The 15,192-nt window shown below is 55.5% G+C and carries 15 protein-coding genes; 4 read left to right on the plus strand and 11 right to left on the minus strand.

All coding sequences use genetic code 11. The annotated features are described in order from the left end of the window. The first annotated feature begins 36 nt into the window (after positions 1-36). Positions 37-1,431, plus strand: coding sequence for a class II fumarate hydratase (fumC, locus tag LJA86_RS05400; RefSeq protein ID WP_025911542.1), 1,395 nt, complete (start codon positions 37-39; stop codon positions 1,429-1,431). Here the strand turns inward: fumC and tus are convergent, their stop codons facing one another. From tus to rstA, 4 genes are all read right to left on the minus strand, one after another. Then, a complete protein-coding gene (gene tus, locus LJA86_RS05405) occupies positions 1,432-2,361 on the minus strand; it encodes a DNA replication terminus site-binding protein (RefSeq protein WP_126534401.1) in 930 nt (309 codons plus the stop codon). It lies immediately after the preceding gene. Positions 2,362-2,434: 73 nt separating this feature from the next. After that, entirely contained in the window at positions 2,435-3,733 is a 1,299-nt protein-coding gene (gene rstB / locus LJA86_RS05410; RefSeq protein WP_229225748.1) for a two-component system sensor histidine kinase RstB, read from the minus strand. Between the two features lie 75 nt (positions 3,734-3,808). Continuing rightward, complete coding sequence (locus tag LJA86_RS05415) at positions 3,809-4,069, minus strand: hypothetical protein (protein ID WP_063621473.1); 261 nt, start codon at positions 4,067-4,069, stop codon at positions 3,809-3,811. A gap of 244 nt (positions 4,070-4,313) precedes the next feature. Beyond that, positions 4,314-5,030: a two-component system response regulator RstA gene (gene rstA, locus LJA86_RS05420; protein ID WP_021241154.1), complete on the minus strand. Its 717-nt coding sequence runs from the start codon at positions 5,028-5,030 to the stop codon at positions 4,314-4,316. A gap of 128 nt (positions 5,031-5,158) precedes the next feature. On the opposite strand from rstA, the gene LJA86_RS05425 reads away from it, so the two are divergent. Then, positions 5,159-5,494, plus strand: a complete 336-nt coding sequence (locus LJA86_RS05425) for a GlpM family protein (RefSeq protein ID WP_045910346.1) — start codon at positions 5,159-5,161, stop codon at positions 5,492-5,494. Here the strand turns inward: LJA86_RS05425 and folM are convergent. The 3 genes from folM to ydgH form a co-directional block, all read right to left on the minus strand. Next, positions 5,491-6,213, minus strand: a complete 723-nt coding sequence (gene folM / locus LJA86_RS05430) for a dihydromonapterin reductase (protein WP_229225749.1) — start codon at positions 6,211-6,213, stop codon at positions 5,491-5,493. The genes LJA86_RS05425 and folM overlap by 4 nt on opposite strands. A 39-nt stretch (positions 6,214-6,252) precedes the next feature. Next, positions 6,253-7,635: an amino acid permease gene (locus LJA86_RS05435; RefSeq protein ID WP_045910348.1), complete on the minus strand. Its 1,383-nt coding sequence runs from the start codon at positions 7,633-7,635 to the stop codon at positions 6,253-6,255. Between the two features lie 184 nt (positions 7,636-7,819). Further along, positions 7,820-8,764, minus strand: a complete 945-nt coding sequence (ydgH, locus tag LJA86_RS05440) for a DUF1471 family protein YdgH (RefSeq protein ID WP_045910349.1) — start codon at positions 8,762-8,764, stop codon at positions 7,820-7,822. Between the two features lie 535 nt (positions 8,765-9,299). On the opposite strand from ydgH, the gene pntA reads away from it, so the two are divergent. Beyond that, positions 9,300-10,829 (plus strand): Re/Si-specific NAD(P)(+) transhydrogenase subunit alpha, encoded by a 1,530-nt coding sequence (gene pntA, locus LJA86_RS05445; RefSeq protein WP_229225750.1) that lies wholly within the window; start codon positions 9,300-9,302, stop codon positions 10,827-10,829. 10 nt (positions 10,830-10,839) lie between these two features. Then, a complete protein-coding gene (pntB, locus tag LJA86_RS05450) occupies positions 10,840-12,228 on the plus strand; it encodes a Re/Si-specific NAD(P)(+) transhydrogenase subunit beta (protein WP_021241158.1) in 1,389 nt (462 codons plus the stop codon). Positions 12,229-12,348: 120 nt separating this feature from the next. On the opposite strand, the gene uspE is transcribed toward pntB, so the two are convergent. From uspE to ogt, 4 genes are all read right to left on the minus strand, one after another. Then, a complete protein-coding gene (uspE, locus tag LJA86_RS05455; RefSeq protein WP_032640084.1) occupies positions 12,349-13,299 on the minus strand; it encodes a universal stress protein UspE in 951 nt (316 codons plus the stop codon). A gap of 109 nt (positions 13,300-13,408) precedes the next feature. Continuing rightward, positions 13,409-13,603 carry a hypothetical protein gene (locus LJA86_RS05460; RefSeq protein WP_044596726.1) on the minus strand — a complete coding sequence of 65 codons (195 nt, stop codon included), beginning with the start codon at positions 13,601-13,603 and terminating at the stop codon, positions 13,409-13,411. A 135-nt stretch (positions 13,604-13,738) separates the two neighbouring features. Further along, a complete protein-coding gene (gene fnr, locus LJA86_RS05465) occupies positions 13,739-14,491 on the minus strand; it encodes a fumarate/nitrate reduction transcriptional regulator Fnr (RefSeq protein WP_006174991.1) in 753 nt (250 codons plus the stop codon). Between the two features lie 183 nt (positions 14,492-14,674). Continuing rightward, on the minus strand, positions 14,675-15,190 hold the full coding sequence (gene ogt, locus LJA86_RS05470; RefSeq protein WP_229225751.1) for a methylated-DNA--[protein]-cysteine S-methyltransferase: 516 nt from the start codon (positions 15,188-15,190) through the stop codon (positions 14,675-14,677). Between the last annotated feature and the right edge of the window lie 2 nt (positions 15,191-15,192).

The following is a 15,192-nucleotide window of genomic DNA, read 5'->3' on the forward strand; positions in this document are numbered from 1 at the left end:
GTGAGCAATCCCGACAGTGTTATCAAGGAGAAAGTAATGACAACGGTACGCCATGAGAAAGACTCGATGGGCGCCATCGACGTCCCGGCTGACAAGCTATGGGGCGCGCAAACCCAGCGTTCGCTGGAGCATTTCCGTATCTCGACTGAAAAAATGCCCGTCTCGCTGATTCAGGCGCTGGCCCTCACCAAACGTGCGGCCGCAAAAGTGAACCAGGATTTAGGCCTGCTGGCGGCAGACAAGGCCACCGCCATCATAAATGCCGCCGACGAAGTGCTGGCGGGCAAGCATCCCGACGAATTCCCTCTCGCCATCTGGCAGACCGGTTCCGGCACCCAAAGCAACATGAACATGAACGAAGTGCTGGCGAACCGGGCAAGCGAACTGCTGGGCGGCGTGCGCGGCATGGAGCGTAAGGTTCATCCGAACGATGACGTCAACAAGAGCCAGAGTTCTAACGACGTCTTCCCCACGGCCATGCACGTGGCGGCGGTGATTGCTATTCGCGAACAGCTTATCCCACAGCTTAACGTCCTGAAATCTACGCTCAACGAGAAGGCGCAGGCCTTCCGCGACATCGTCAAAATTGGCCGTACGCACCTGCAGGACGCCACGCCGCTGACGCTCGGCCAGGAGATTTCCGGCTGGGTGGCGATGCTGGAACACAACCTGAAGCACATTGAGAACAGCCTGCCGCACCTGGCGGAGCTGGCGCTCGGCGGCACGGCGGTGGGCACCGGATTAAACACCCATCCTGAGTATGCGGTGCGCGTGGCGGAGGAGCTTGCGGCCATTACCGGACAGCCGTTCGTCACGGCGCCCAACAAGTTCGAAGCGCTGGCGACCTGCGATGCGCTGGTCCACACCCACGGCGCGCTGAAAGGGCTGGCGGCGTCGCTGATGAAAATCGCCAACGACGTGCGCTGGCTGGCCTCGGGCCCGCGCTGCGGCATCGGTGAAATCAGCATTCCGGAAAACGAGCCGGGCAGCTCCATCATGCCGGGTAAAGTCAACCCGACCCAGTGCGAAGCCATGACCATGCTCTGCTGTCAGGTACTGGGCAACGACGTGGCCGTTAACCTGGGCGGTGCATCCGGCAACTTTGAGCTGAACGTCTATCGCCCGATGGTCATCCACAACGTTCTGCAATCGATTCGTCTGCTGGCGGACGGCATGGAGAGCTTTAACGAACACTGCGCGGTGGGGATCGAGCCAAACCGCGAGCGCATCAGCCAGCTGTTAAATGAGTCGCTGATGCTGGTGACCGCGCTCAATACCCACATTGGCTACGACAAAGCCGCCGAGATCGCCAAAAAAGCGCATAAGGAGGGGCTGACGCTGAAAGCCTCCGCCCTGGCGCTGGGCTATCTGACGGAGGCGGAGTTCGATGCCTGGGTGCGCCCTGAAGCGATGGTCGGCAGTCTGAAATAATCAACTCGCCACGTACAGGTGCAGCCGCGGAATAATCAGCTGTAGCGGCTGCGCCTGGGGTCGGTAACGGTGCTGGACATTTTCAGCATCGTAATTCAGCAACTCACCAATATCCGGCACGATAGCCCCCTGATCGGCATCATAGAGCGCAATCAGCGGCGTTGGACAGGCATACTGCACCTGTTTTTGCTGGCCGGAATACCAGACGCGGGCGATAGGCTGAACCTTCACCGGGCGCTTAATTTTGAGGCGCGTATCCGCCGGTAGCGAGGCGATGCTGTGGTACTCCTGCTCCAGGCGCTCAATCCACTGCTCACGCGACCACGGCGCGACGGTGCGTGGCGCCTTGAGGCTTTTTTCCAGCTGCGCCAGGATCTCATCCCGGGTGAAGTTTTTAATGATGTGCTTATTCGCCCAGCCGAAGCGCAGCGTGGCGGGGTGGCGCAGTACCGTCAGCGTACGATAGGCATTCAGCGTAATTAACCCCGGAAGCTGACGGTGGACCCATTCAAACCGGGCGGCAGGGGCCAGGCCCGACTCCTCGGTAACGATCTTCTCAAATGCCGCTTTCAGGCTGTTGATATGGGCAATCTGGCTTTCCAGCGCCTCGCGCGCGGCGGCATCGGTTTGCAGGCAGATCACGCCCGGCAGCCGCACGGCCGCCTTGCTGCTGCGCTGTTCAGACTGCTGCTGGATAAAAAGATGGCGATAGTGTTTCATCGCCAGTTCCAGCGCGGCCTTGCCGATGTGCTGCTTCACGTCGATGGTGTCCAGCGGATCGTGCTCGGCCCCTTTGACCACCTCGGGCAGGGTAAAAACGCGCGCGGCCAGCAGGCGGCAGGTCTGCAAACGTTCTGTCAGGGTCAGCAGCTCGTGTTCTATTTCCCGAAACGTGCTGTTCAGCCGTTCAATAAGATCGTAGGTCGCCATAAGTACCCTCATTAGTTACAACATACTTATCATATAGCACAGCACGCCGGGTCAGGCCAGCGTGCGGTTGAGGTCAGGCAGGAACGGGAAGGGCGATGTTATGGTATACCGGCCAGCTAAAGCAGAAGCGCGCGCCGCCAAGCTCGCTCTCCTCGCAATGCACCGTGCCGCCCATTGCCTGCGCGATAGAGTAGACAATCGCCAGCCCCAGACCACAGCCTCCGGTGGCGCGATCGCGGCTGGGGTCGAGGCGGACAAATGGTTCAAACACGGTTTCGCGTGCCTCCGGCGCAATCCCCGGCCCGTCATCCTCTACCGTCAGGCTGGCCTGACTGCCCTGCAAATCCAGCCCAATCTGTAGCGTACTTTCGCTGTAGCGCATGGCGTTGTTCATCAGATTGTCCAGCACGCGTTCCATCAGGCGCATATCGAGTGCTCCGTAGTCACCCGGCGTAACGCGCGTCAACAGCGTACGCTGCGGGTTCACGCTCTGAACGTCGTCAATGTGGGTTTGCAGCCACGCGGGCAGATCCGGCGTGCTGAGATTCAGTTCGTTTTGCGGACGATCGAGGCGCGCGTAGGTCAGCAGCTCCTCAATCAGCGCCTCAAGCTGGCCAATGTCGCGGTTAAGCGCCTGAGACTCAGCTTCTGTCAGATTCTCACTCATCTCCAGACGATAGCGCAGGCGCACCAGCGGCGTGCGCAGCTCGTGCGCAATCCCGTCGATGAGCTGTTTCTTACTGGCGATAAGGGCATTGATGTTATCGGCCATCTGGTTAAAGGCCACGCCCAAACGTTCAAAGCTGGAACCGCTGTCGAAGTGAATGCGCTCGGTAAAGTGTCCCTCACCAAAACGCTGCGCGGCGGATTCCAGCTTCAACATGTCCTGCCAGTGCGGGCGCATCCAGATAAAAACCGGAAACGCGAGTGAAATGGCGATAAAGGCCATCAGCGCCATGTCCAGCAGGCGCATCTGATGCAGATAATAGAGATAGGGCACCGGCCCGACGGCCAACACGTAATGGCTGCGCGGAATGCGCTGAATAAAGGTGTATTTCTCATCCAGCGCGACGATATCCCCGTCGCGCAGACGCTGCATGGCGGGCGGGTCCAGATCGAAATCTTTCAACGGCTCGATGCGTAAATCAAATGAAAGATTGAGATCCAGCTCTTTCAGGGTTTTCGCCCAGTCGTGTGGCGGGATCTCTCTCAGCTCGCTGCGCATCAGATAGAGCGAGCTTTTCATCAGGTCGTCCAGAGACTGCCTGCCCGCACGTTCGGCGGTAAATTTATAGACCAGCCCGACCAGCATGGTCATTACCAGGAAGCAGACAAACAGTAAAAGATAAAACTGCACAAACAGCTTTTTCATTGGATCTCACCGAAAAAACGCTATGTGCAGAATATACATGAAAACCCTTCGAGTTTTTCACGTCTGTCGAGCGTGTTACATGGCTTTCGCGCTGTTTTTTACCTTGGCGATGAGTTTTTCCGTCACGGCCAGGCCTTCTGCAATGTGCGTATCAATTACATCCGTCCCGTGTTCGCTGATGAGGTCCAGCAGTATTTCGTAAGACTGAATGAGTTCCAGCAGGTCAAAGAGCGCTTTTTGATCGGTGCGTGAGGGGGAGGCGTGGTTCAGGGTTGCCTGATTAACAATCCACTCAAGATTGGTTTTTATCGCTTCTACCTGACCGTAGCTATACATAATTCATAAGCTTAAATCCTCATTTCAAGATTTTTAGGAGAGATGTCGTGAAAGCTTCACGGCGAAAATGAGTAAAACAATCGCAAGAGCGGGGCGAGCTGAAGAAAGGAGAGTCGAGAAGGTAATTATGGAATAGTTCGCGTGCTTAGCAAGTTAATTGTTGCGCAAACGTAAAAATAAACGCCCGAAGAGAAGGCATCGTCGCGCAATGCCTTCATTTCGCACAGGTTATCTTATCCGGCGATCAGGTTTCCCACGCATGTGGGGCAAACAGATAGCCCTTGTTACGCACGGTTTTAATGCGGTAGGGCTCGGTGGCGTTATCCTGCAGTTTTTTGCGCAGACGCGAAATCGCCACGTCAACGCTGCGGTCCATTCCGTCATAGCTTACGCCACGCAGGTTTTTCAGCAGCGCGTCACGGTCCATGATCTGCCCGGCATGCGTTGCCAGCTCCCACAGCAGGTCAAAATCTGCGGTGGAAAGGGCGATAAGCTCGCCAGAGAGCAGCACCTGACGGTTAATCGGATCAATAGACAGCGTACCGAAGCGCATCGCTTTGTGCGGCGTCAGAGACGGCGCCGGTGCTTCACGTTCGATGCTGGCGTGCTGGCGTAAATGGAGGCGCAGGCGAGCGAGCAGGACGGCAGGCGGTGTGGTTTTCAGAATGTAATCATTGGCACCCATCTCCAGCGACAAAATATGGTTCATATCGCTGTCCAGTGAGGTGAGCAGGACGATAGGGCCCTCCCAACGGGCGCGCAGGTCCCGGCAGAGCGTCATTCCGTCTTTGCCTGGCAACATAATATCCAGCAATACCAGATCCGGGTTTTCACGGACGACCACCTCTTCGGCACGATCGCCGCGAGGTTCAACAATGACGTCCATATCATGTTTACCCAGATAGGCGGCGATCAGCTGCCCGACTTCGGGTTCGTCTTCAACATAAACAATCTTATTCATACAGCGTCTGTTTTCGTGAAAAAAGCCAACATACACCGCGAAACCTTAACCTTCCATTAATCTTTCAAAATTAACGCCGGTTCCGTTATTCTGGCTGATATTGTGAGTTGATTATTATAGGGAAAACGATGGGGCTGGTGATCAAAGCCGGGCTGGGCGCGCTGGTGGTGTTGCTGATTGGCATGCTGGCGAAAACGAAAAACTACTATATTGCCGGGCTGATCCCTCTCTTCCCGACCTTTGCGCTCATTGCCCACTATATCGTGGCATCTGAACGCGGTACGGAAGCGTTACGCACGACCATCGTGTTTGGCATGTGGTCAATCATTCCGTATTTTCTCTACCTGCTTTCGCTGTGGTATTTCACCGGTTTTCTGCGTCTCCCACTGGCGCTGAGCGGGGCGGTGGTCTGCTGGGGGCTCAGCGCCTGGCTGTTAATTTTCTTCTGGAGCCGCTTTCACTAACGCAGCGGTCGGCCGCCGTCCACGGCAAAGGTTCTGCCGGTGACGTAGCAACTGGTGAGCAGGTAATCCACGAGGTCGATGACCTCTTTCTCGCCCGGGGCAATTTTCATGAGCGACTTATTCAGCGCCTGCTGGCGATACTCCGCATCATCGTTTTCGTTGAATAAAATCATCGCCGGGGCGATGGCGTTCACCTTCACCTCGGGGGCGAGCTTGCGGGCAAACGAGCGGGTCATGTTATCCAGCGCGGCTTTACTGGCCGCATAGGCGATGTGCTTGTCGCTGCCGCGCTCCACCACATAATCAGTGAAGTGAATGATGTCGCCCGCAGCATGCCCGTGGCCGCGAAGCAGATCCTGCAGAGCATGGTTCAGCAGATAAGGGGTATTAACATGGATCTGCAACATGGCGGCAAGCGTTTCGCTGAGCGAGGTACCGGATTTCTCGGCCAGCCATGCGCTGGCGTTATGTATCACGGCGCGCAGCCCCGCAGTGGTGGATTTCACCTTTTCCGCAAAGGCCAGAATGCCTTCATCGGTTGAAAAATCAGCCTGAATGCAGACCGCCCCGGCTTTGCGTAACCCTTCAATCGACGGGTATTCCGTACGGTAGCTCACAATGACCGGATGGCGAAGGTTGAGAAAGTGATGGGCGAGAGCGAGGCCGATACGGCGGCCTCCACCGGTGATCAGTATGGGGCGAAGCGGTGCATTTCCCATCGTATTCTCCTTTACAGTTCAACAATGGGAAAGGCGATGCTATCCCACTAACATCCAGGTTGCCGGCACGGCAGCAACCAGTAAGAGTCCAATTAATGCCATTTCGCGGCGTTTCAGCGCGTTCTCCAGCTGATGCGTGCGGCGGGCGTAGATAAACACCAGCAGGCCCGGTGCGTACAGCACCACTGACAGCAGCAGATGCATAGGTCCGGAAGCATACAACAACCACAGGCCGTAAATACAGGCTCCGACACCCACGACATAATGCGCGGGGCGAGTGGCAATTTTTAACAAATACGCACCCACTAAGAAATAGGGTACCAGAATCATCTCCGAGGCGATGGTCAGCAGCGTGTTATAGTCTGAACCTGTGAGCCAGATCAGCACCAGGCAGATCTGAACGCTGATGTTGGTCAGCCAGAGTGAGGCAGACGGCGCGCTGTTTTTGTTTTGACGCGCAAACAGCCGTGGGAACGCCTTGTGCGTAGAGGCCAGGAAGGGCACTTCTGCCGCCATGATGGTCCAGCTCAGGTAGGCTCCGCAGACGGAGATAATAAGACCCGCCGCAATCACCACGTCGCCCCAGGGGCCGAGCATTTTCACCATCAGGCCTGCCATTGACGGGTTACGCATTTCAGCCAGTTCAGGACGCGCCACCACGCCCAGCGACAGCAGCGTTACCAGCAGATAGACCCCGAGCGCAGCCAGTACGGCCAGCAGCGTGGCGCGTCCTACATCGCGTTTATTTCGGGCCCGGGCAGAAACCACAACCGCACCCTCAACGCCGATGAATACCCACAGGGTAATCAGCATCGTGTTTTTCACCTGCTCCCAGACGGGGACGCCCAGCGCAACGCCGCTGAAATCGAGCTTAAACACGTCGAGACGGAACGCAATGAAGGCCAGAACGATAAACAGGCCGAGCGGAACCAGCTTCGCGAGCGTCGCCACCAGGTTAATGCTGGCGGCCGTTTGTACGCCACGCAGCACCAGCCAGTGGACGAACCACAGTAATACCGAAGCGCCCACAATAGACTGCCAGGTATTCCCGTCGCCAAAGAGGCGCAATTCAGGCGTATCGGTAAAGAAACTGAGCGCCGAGAAGACAATCACCAGATAGGAGACGTTGGCGATAACCGCACACAGCCAGTATCCCCATGCGGAACAGAAGCCAATCAGCTCGCCGAAGCCTTCACGGGCATAGGTGAAAATGCCGCCGTCCAGGTCCGGGCGAATGCGGGTCAGCAGCAGCATGGCGAAGGCCAGCAGCAATATTCCGACTCCCGTAATGCCCCAGCCAATGATGAGCGCAGACGGGCTGGCGACGGCCGCCATATTTTGCGGCAAACTGAATACGCCCGCACCCAGCATTGAGCTTAAAACGAGTGCAGTCAGAGCACTCAGGCCAAGTTTCTTTTCCATTGGCTTCCTGTTATGAAAGGTCAAAATCCAGAATAATTATTTCGCTCAGGCGCATAAAAATGGTGGATCACACTAAGGCGCGGGATTTTACGGAGTGTAACGAAAGCATGCAATGACGTGTGGCAGAAATTCAAAAAAAGTAACAAAAAAGGCGGCATTGCGCCGCCTTTCTTAAACGATTTTGTTACTTGTACAGGTCGGCGCTGATGGTCACGTTGTTTCCACGTTCCTGCCACTGGCGGGTGATGTGGTAGAACTTCGCCCCTTTCTTCGCCGCACGCTTCGCGACCTGGTAAGAGACTTCCGTCATGTTGCCGTAGTTGCCGGTAAATTTGATGCTGTCGAACGGCACCATCTGCGCGGCAGTGGCGTTGTTCAGCTCTTCAATTTTGGTACCGTCTGGCAGCGTAACCGAATAACGGCCACCTTTTGTGGACTGCGTTTCAAAGAAACGGCCCACTTCAGCGCTTGGCGCAGCCGTCGTTGCGACGCCTGGGATTTCCACTTTCTTCGCTTCTTCGCCACCTTTCGCTATCGCCGCGCGACCGGCTTCTGAGTTCGCCGGAATCGCATCCGGGCTCTGCAGAACACGTTTCTTCGCATCTTCTTTATAGATGAACGCGGTAATACGCTGGTTGCCGCCCTGGTTAGCATCGACCTGACGCACGATGTAGAACGAGTAGGCCCCTTTCTCTTTCGCGGCTTTGGTGATGGCATCGTTCACTTCAGGCTGGCTGCGGTAGAAGCCCTGAACGGTGACGGTGTCGTACGGTTCCAGCGCAATTGCCTGATCTTTCGGCAGTTCAACAACACCGTTGATCACGCGGTTTTTCGGTGCGTCAGCTTTTGGCGCGTTGTCTTTATACAGCGCAATAGTCACGCGCTGGTTACCGCTGTTGCCGTTATCAGACTGGTCAACAACATAAAACGATGCTGCCCCGTTTTTATCAGCGGCCTTTGATGCAGCGGCGACGGCGTCGCCAATAGAATTATAACGACCCACAATGACCTTATGGTCAAAAGGTTTTAACGCTGCCGCTTGCTCCGGCGTTAACTCTGTTGCGGCATTCGCAGACAGGGCGGTCGCGGAGAGAAGTGCGGACGCCAGGAGTGTGTTCTTAAGCTTCATAAAAATGATCCTTCGCCTTGCGCAAACCATGTACTGGTATTGTTGTTAATTTGAGACGGTTCCGATTATGGCATTTAAAACCCGTCGCTGTCTGCGCCATTTTTCACAGCCAGTGCTCACTGAATCACCTTATTCGATAACATTTAGTGATATGTTGAAAAAACACGCGTTTGACAAGTAAAACTGATAAAGCTTATGACTTTTACAAGTTAATTTAATGTTAATAAGTTGTTCTCTTATGGCGCTATATCATGTTTTTACCGCTTCGCTTGCGCGAATTATCGGTTCTGGCGATGAATTTAAGGTAAATATCACTGTCAGTGACGCCGATCGCTTATTTTTCACAGATAAAGTAAGAAATAGTGTTTTCTGGCGGTAGATCACGGCCGGTATTTTCAGTAGGTTATAGACAGTTTGTTACTGTTTTATTTTCCGGGGTGAATTGTGTCTCATTGCTTGTGTGATGGCGAAAAATGATACAAACCGCGGGCATTTATCGATAAACCATCATCAAAAACCGATGGAAGGGAAAACTATGCGTATTGGGGTACCAAAAGAACGGTTAGCCAATGAAACCCGCGTAGCGGCAACACCGAAAACGGTGGAGCAACTGCTTAAGCTGGGTTTTACCGTCGCGGTTGAAAGCGGCGCAGGCAAACTGGCGAGTTTCGATGACGAGGCCTTTATCCAGGCTGGCGCGGAAGTGGTGGACGGTGCCGACGTATGGCAGTCGCCTGTAATTCTGAAGGTCAACGCACCGGAAGAGAGTGAGATTGCGCTGCTGAATCCGGGCACCACGCTGGTGAGCTTTATCTGGCCTGCGCAAAATCCTGAGCTGATGGAAAAGCTGGCCGCGCGCGGCGTTACCGTCATGGCGATGGACTCCGTGCCGCGTATTTCGCGCGCCCAGTCGCTGGACGCCTTAAGTTCGATGGCAAACATTGCGGGCTACCGCGCCATCGTTGAAGCGGCCCACGAATTTGGGCGCTTCTTTACCGGTCAGATCACCGCGGCGGGTAAAGTCCCTCCTGCGAAGGTGATGGTGATTGGCGCGGGCGTGGCGGGACTTGCCGCCATCGGTGCGGCAAACAGCCTGGGCGCTATCGTGCGCGCGTTCGATACCCGTCCTGAAGTGAAGGAACAGGTCCAGAGTATGGGTGCCGAATTCCTTGAGCTGGACTTCAAGGAAGAAGCGGGCAGCGGTGATGGTTACGCGAAGGTGATGTCGGAAGCCTTTATCAAAGCCGAAATGGAACTTTTCGCCGCCCAGGCGAAAGATGTCGACATCATTGTCACCACCGCGCTTATCCCGGGCAAACCAGCGCCGAAGCTGATTACCCGTGAAATGGTTGACTCCATGAAGTCGGGCAGCGTGATTGTCGACCTGGCTGCGCAAAACGGCGGCAACTGCGAATATACCGTAGCGAATCAGGTGACCACGACCGCGAACGGCGTGAAGGTGATCGGCTATACCGATCTGCCGGGTCGCCTGCCGACCCAGTCTTCTCAGCTGTACGGCACTAACCTCGTCAACCTGCTGAAGCTGCTTTGCAAAGAGAAAGACGGCAACATCACCGTCGATTTTGACGATGTGGTGGTGCGCGGTGTGACCGTGGTGCGTGAAGGTGAAATTACCTGGCCTGCGCCGCCGATTCAGGTTTCGGCCCAGCCTCAGGCAGCGCCTAAAGCGGCGCCTGAGCCAAAAGAACCTGCCAAACCGGCTTCCCCGTGGCGCAAATACGCGATCATGGCGCTGGTGATTATTCTCTTCGGCTGGCTGGCTGACGTCGCGCCGAAAGAGTTCCTCGGCCACTTTACCGTCTTCGCGCTCTCCTGCGTTGTGGGCTACTACGTGGTGTGGAACGTCTCCCATGCGCTGCATACGCCGCTGATGTCGGTAACCAACGCCATCTCCGGGATCATCGTGGTGGGGGCGTTACTGCAGATTGGCCACGGCGGCTGGATCAGCTTCCTGAGCTTTATCGCGGTGCTGATCGCCAGTATCAATATTTTCGGTGGTTTCACCGTGACTCAGCGCATGCTGAAAATGTTTCGTAAAGGCTAAGGGGTAGCATATGTCTGGAGGATTAGTGACAGCCGCATACATTGTTGCTGCAATCCTGTTTATTTTCAGTCTGGCGGGGCTTTCCAAACACGAAACGTCTCAGCAGGGGAATAACTTTGGTATCGCCGGGATGGCGATTGCGCTGATTGCCACCATCTTCGGGCCGGATACTGGCAACGTAGCGTGGATCCTGGTGGCGATGATCATCGGCGGTGCGATTGGTATTCGCCTGGCGAAACGCGTTGAAATGACCGAGATGCCGGAGCTGGTGGCGATTCTGCACAGCTTTGTGGGTCTGGCCGCGGTGCTGGTGGGCTTCAACAGCTACCTGTACCACACGCCGGGTCTGGAACCGATTCTGGTGAATATTCACCTGACGGAAGTGTTCCTCGGTATCTTCATCGGTGCGGTCACCTTCACCGGTTCCATTGTCGCGTTTGGCAAGCTGCGCGGGAAGATTTCCTCTAAGCCGCTGATGCTGCCAAACCGCCATAAGCTGAACCTGGCGGCGCTGGTGGTGTCGTTTGTGCTGCTGGTGGTCTTCGTGCGTACCGAAAGCGTCGGTCTGCAGGTGCTGGCGTTGCTGGTGATGACTATCATCGCGCTGGCCTTCGGCTGGCATCTGGTGGCGTCCATCGGTGGTGCGGATATGCCAGTGGTGGTCTCCATGCTGAACTCCTACTCAGGTTGGGCGGCGGCGGCGGCGGGCTTTATGCTGAGCAACGACCTGCTGATCGTTACCGGTGCGCTGGTGGGTTCTTCGGGTGCGATCCTGTCTTACATCATGTGTAAGGCGATGAACCGCTCGTTCATCAGCGTCATTGCCGGTGGCTTTGGTTCTGACGGCTCGTCTACCGGTTCCGATGAGGAAGTGGGTGAGCACCGTGAGATCAGCGCGGAAGATACCGCCGAGATGCTGAAGAACTCGCACTCGGTCATTATCACCCCGGGCTACGGCATGGCGGTGGCACAGGCGCAGTATCCGGTGGCGGAAATCACCGAGAAGCTGCGCGCGCGCGGTATCAAGGTGCGCTTTGGTATTCACCCGGTGGCGGGGCGTCTGCCAGGCCACATGAACGTGCTGCTGGCGGAGGCGAAAGTGCCTTACGACATCGTGCTGGAGATGGACGAGATCAACGATGATTTCGCCGACACCGACACCGTGCTGGTCATTGGCGCTAACGACACCGTTAACCCGGCGGCGCAGGACGATCCACGTAGCCCAATCGCCGGGATGCCGGTTCTGGAAGTGTGGAAGGCGCAGAACGTGATCGTGTTTAAACGTTCAATGAATACCGGCTATGCCGGTGTGCAGAACCCGCTGTTCTTCAAAGAGAACACCCATATGCTGTTTGGCGATGCCAAAGCCAGCGTGGATGCGATTCTGAAAGCGCTGTAAGTTGCGTTGAAACGAAAAAACCGCCGAATCCGGCGGTTTTTTTATTGCCGGGTGGCGCTCACGCTTACCCGGCCTACGGTTTTGTAGGCCCGGCAAGCTTGCGCCGCCGGGCGTTAGGGGTCAATCGTCTTCCGGATCGTCGAGCTCAACCGGCGTCTGGTACTCATCCGGCTTGATAACCAGCAGGTCGCAGCGCAGATGGTCGATCACCTGCTCGGCGGTATTGCCGAGGAAGGCGGCAGAAATACCGGTACGGCCAATGGTACCCAGCACCACAATCCCCGCCTGCAGGTGTTCAGCCAGGTCCGGGATCACCTCTTCAGGCAGCCCTTTTTCCACGTGGGTCATTTTCTCATCGATGCTGAATTTCTGGCGCAGCGCTTTCATGGCCAGCAGATGCTGACCGCGGATCGCGTCGTTGTACACGCTCGGGTCAAATTCCGGCAGTTCAATGGCGATGTTAATCGGGGTGACCGGATAGGCGCCAACCAGATGCACTTCGGTATGATTGACCTGGTCGGCAAGCTGGATAGTCTCCTTCACCAGCTTCTCGTTCAGTGAATTGTGGTAATCCTCTTCGCTGGCGAGGTTTACCGCCACAACGGCTTTCCCGCCTTCAGGCCACGGCTGGTCTTTCACCATCCAGACCGGGCAAGGGCATTTACGCAGCAAATGCCAGTCGGTCGGGGTGAAGATCACGGATTCCAGCTTGTCGTGCTGGTGCGCCATCTTCAGCAGCAGATCGTGCCCACCGGCAACGACTTCCTGAATGATGGCTTCAAAAGGTCGGTTGTGCCAGACCACTTTAATATCAATGGGCACACCCGCTTCCAGGTAATACTTCGCCTGTTCGCGGATCCACGCGGTACGCTGGCTGATGACGCCCTGACGCATAGCGGTGCGCTCGTCAGGCGACAGAAGGGTGGTCATCTCATACGAGAAGTCATAGATCGGCAAAAACGCTTTGATTTTGCCACCAATCCGTTGATGTAAATACACAGCACGTCGTAATGCCGGCTGATCGTCCTGATTCGGATCGATTGCTACCAGCATGTTTTGATACTTGGCCATACAGGTCTCCTTACTACTGTCACCACAGTCTGTAATTAAAAGAGTAACCTATATATCCTGAATGAAACAGAGGGGAGGTTTTGCCAGATCAATAATTCATGAAAATTTATCAGAGGAAAAGCACCGTGGTCGTTACCGCAACAAACGCAATAAACAGCAGCACCATCACCGCTATCGCAAAGGTCGTGGAATCCTGAACGTAGGTTTTTTCCTCCCCCTTCATTGGGCCGACAAGCATGATCCAGATGAAGATAAAGGTCACGGAGGCAATCACGACTGAAACGAAAAACAAACTTTCTCTCAATTGATAACCTCAACGAGAACCTTTTGGGTGCTGTGTGGGGACGTGCTACGGTGAAAAGGTCAGATAAAGGACGGGGTGACAGGCCAGACCGCTAAATCAGGAAAATTTATCGGTCTGGCTGTATACGTATGGCGTTTACGCCACGTTGCGGGCGTGCCCGGCAAGAACGGCCAGCGCTTCACCGTTTTCGATAGTGATATATTTACCCTTAACGGCCAGCATCCCGCTTTTCTGGAAACGACCCAGCAGACGGCTGATGGTTTCCACGGTCAGACCCAGGTAGTTACCGATATCGCCACGCGTCATGGTCAGACGGAATTCACGCGGCGAGAAGCCACGCTCGGCGAAGCGGCGGGAGAGGTTGTAGATAAACGCGGCCAGACGCTCTTCTGCGTTCTTTTTAGAAAGCAGCAGAATCATGTCCTGATCGCCTTTGATCTCACCGCTCATCAGACGCATCATCTGCTGACGCAGGTTAGGCATCTTGCCGGACAGATCGTCCAGGGTTTCAAACGGAATTTCGCAAACCATCGAGGTTTCGAGTGCCTGAGCAAAGCTCGGGTGATGGCCCGTACCGATGGCATCAAAGCCTACCAGGTCACCTGCCAGATGGAAGCCGGTGATCTGCTCATCACCCTGCTCGGTGATGGTGTAGCTCTTGATGGTGCCAGAACGGATAGCATAGAGCGATTTCAGTTCGTCTCCCGCTTTAAACAGCGTCTGCCCTTTCTGAATAGGCTTTTTACGCTCGATGATATTATCAAGCTGATCGAGTTCATGCTCATTCAGGGTAAACGGGATACAGAGCTGGCTGATGCTGCAATCCTGGCAATGGATAGCACAACCGCCAGACTGAATGCGTCGTATAATTCGCTTTTCCGGGATCATAGGTTTGCTCAAGCCTTAATTGATATTGGTCAATTTTAACATCTTTTTGGTAAGTACGTAAGCCTGACAAACCCTCAATAAGGACAAGAGACGACAATGCGTCGCCATCTTCTTGAAATTCCACAGCTTGATTATGGATTTTTAGCCTAACCGGTAGAAAATTAAGCACAAAAAGCCTGGGAACTAGAGCAAAAGATACCCTTCGTGACGCAGTAACCACTCTTTTCGCTGCACGCCGCCGGCATAGCCTGTCAGGGTACCGTTGCGGCCAATAACGCGATGGCAGGGCACCACGATGCTGACCGGATTAGAGCCGTTCGCGGCGCCTACGGCCCGTGCGGCCCCTGCGCGACCTAACTGCTCCGCGAGTTGGCCGTAATGCATCACCTGTCCGCAGGGAATGGCCCGCAGCGCCTGCCACACTTCGCGCTGAAAAGGGGTGCCTGCCGTGGCGGTGGGCAGCGTGTCGATGATGCTGAGATCGCCTTCGAAGTACGCTTCTAGCTTGTCGCTCAGTCCACCCGGATTGGTGGCGCGGATACGTTCATACCCCTGTGAGCGGTAGTGAATCGCAAGCAGTTCTTCCATGCGGTCGCTGTGCTCTTCCCACTCAACGGCGCGCAGACAAAACTGCTCGTCCGCGATCACCCACAGCGGGCCAAGCGGCGTCGCAATCTTGTCTTCGAGTAATCTCAGCATCC

Origin of the sequence: Enterobacter sp. TCD1-1 (assembly GCF_020567405.1) — a bacterium.
Taxonomy (GTDB): domain Bacteria; phylum Pseudomonadota; class Gammaproteobacteria; order Enterobacterales; family Enterobacteriaceae; genus Enterobacter; species Enterobacter quasiroggenkampii.

Excerpts from the sequence above, each read along its gene's own strand:
- fumC (WP_025911542.1), top strand. The coding sequence starts at position 37 with ATGACAACGGTACGCCATGAGAAAGACTCGATGGGCGCCATCGACGTC.
- tus (WP_126534401.1), bottom strand. The coding sequence starts at position 2,361 with ATGGCGACCTACGATCTTATTGAACGGCTGAACAGCACGTTTCGGGAA.
- rstB (WP_229225748.1), bottom strand. The coding sequence starts at position 3,733 with ATGAAAAAGCTGTTTGTGCAGTTTTATCTTTTACTGTTTGTCTGCTTC.
- LJA86_RS05415 (WP_063621473.1), bottom strand. The coding sequence starts at position 4,069 with ATGTATAGCTACGGTCAGGTAGAAGCGATAAAAACCAATCTTGAGTGG.
- rstA (WP_021241154.1), bottom strand. The coding sequence starts at position 5,030 with ATGAATAAGATTGTTTATGTTGAAGACGAACCCGAAGTCGGGCAGCTG.
- LJA86_RS05425 (WP_045910346.1), top strand. The coding sequence starts at position 5,159 with ATGGGGCTGGTGATCAAAGCCGGGCTGGGCGCGCTGGTGGTGTTGCTG.
- folM (WP_229225749.1), bottom strand. The coding sequence starts at position 6,213 with ATGGGAAATGCACCGCTTCGCCCCATACTGATCACCGGTGGAGGCCGC.
- LJA86_RS05435 (WP_045910348.1), bottom strand. The coding sequence starts at position 7,635 with ATGGAAAAGAAACTTGGCCTGAGTGCTCTGACTGCACTCGTTTTAAGC.
- ydgH (WP_045910349.1), bottom strand. The coding sequence starts at position 8,764 with ATGAAGCTTAAGAACACACTCCTGGCGTCCGCACTTCTCTCCGCGACC.
- pntA (WP_229225750.1), top strand. The coding sequence starts at position 9,300 with ATGCGTATTGGGGTACCAAAAGAACGGTTAGCCAATGAAACCCGCGTA.
- pntB (WP_021241158.1), top strand. The coding sequence starts at position 10,840 with ATGTCTGGAGGATTAGTGACAGCCGCATACATTGTTGCTGCAATCCTG.
- uspE (WP_032640084.1), bottom strand. The coding sequence starts at position 13,299 with ATGGCCAAGTATCAAAACATGCTGGTAGCAATCGATCCGAATCAGGAC.
- fnr (WP_006174991.1), bottom strand. The coding sequence starts at position 14,491 with ATGATCCCGGAAAAGCGAATTATACGACGCATTCAGTCTGGCGGTTGT.
- ogt (WP_229225751.1), bottom strand. The coding sequence starts at position 15,190 with ATGCTGAGATTACTCGAAGACAAGATTGCGACGCCGCTTGGCCCGCTG.